General features: G+C 31.6%; 1 protein-coding gene. It reads left to right on the top strand.

The features are described from left to right. Positions 1–87: 87 nt before the first annotated feature. Positions 88–726: an alpha/beta hydrolase gene (locus tag RM553_RS19515; RefSeq protein ID WP_311536639.1), complete on the top strand. Its 639-nt coding sequence runs from the start codon at positions 88–90 to the stop codon at positions 724–726. Positions 727–863 lie beyond the last annotated feature (137 nt).

The raw sequence follows: 863 nt of genomic DNA, 5'->3' as shown, positions 1-863 counted from the left end.
CCGTTACCTGCAAGCCCACAAAAATTCTGGAAAGAAGAAAACTGACCGAAATTTAATAAATTAGCTACAAATGAATTTATTTAATAAATGAGAACAATTCTTTTTATCGGAATAATTATTTGTTCAATTTTATATGATATCCAAAATAAAGAGAACGACAGATTTATATTCTTCCTTCACAACCGATTTTTAGAAACTCACAAATTAAATGAATCTCATCCAGAATTTGGACGGACTGAATACAAAGAAATCATAGCGGAATTTGAAAAAAGTGGATTTGATGTTATAAGTGAAAAAAGAAACGGAATTGTAAATGCTAGAGAATATGCAGTAGGAATTGTAAAGCAAATTGACAGCTTAACAAAAAACGGAATTGATCCCAATAAAATAACAATAGTTGGAACCTCAAAAGGTGGATATATAGCTCAATACGTTTCAACTTTGGCAAATAATCCTGACTTAAATTTTGTGCTTATCGCAAGTTATAGAAACAATGACATTGAAAATATTCCAGAAATAAACTATTGTGGAAATATTTTAACGATTTACGAAAAATCAGATCCATTTGGAGTTTCTGCAATCGAACGAAAAGAAAATTCAAGCTGCGAGATAAAAAACTTTAAAGAAATTGAATTAAACACTGGATTGCAACACGGATTTTTATTTAAGCCGCTAAAAGAATGGATTCAACCAACAATAAAATGGGCAAATGGAAATTATAACTAAGGCCAGCAGGTAACATCGGTTATAGCAAATAGCGGGTTTATAGGAAAAAGTGTAATTTAGAAAACCAATAAGGAAAAACGGTAAAGCCGACAAAATTCGCGTCCTACTCCCGCTACTTGTCCATAACCGTAACCGTT

Source organism: Autumnicola tepida (assembly GCF_031846485.1).
Classification (GTDB): domain Bacteria; phylum Bacteroidota; class Bacteroidia; order Flavobacteriales; family Flavobacteriaceae; genus Autumnicola; species Autumnicola tepida.
The sequence above is the reverse complement of the archived record's forward strand: the minus strand, read 5'-3'. Positions and strand labels throughout refer to the sequence as shown.

Bases quoted from the DNA above. Each gene is read 5' to 3' on its own strand.
- RM553_RS19515 (WP_311536639.1), top strand. From the start codon at position 88: ATGAGAACAATTCTTTTTATCGGAATAATTATTTGTTCAATTTTATAT.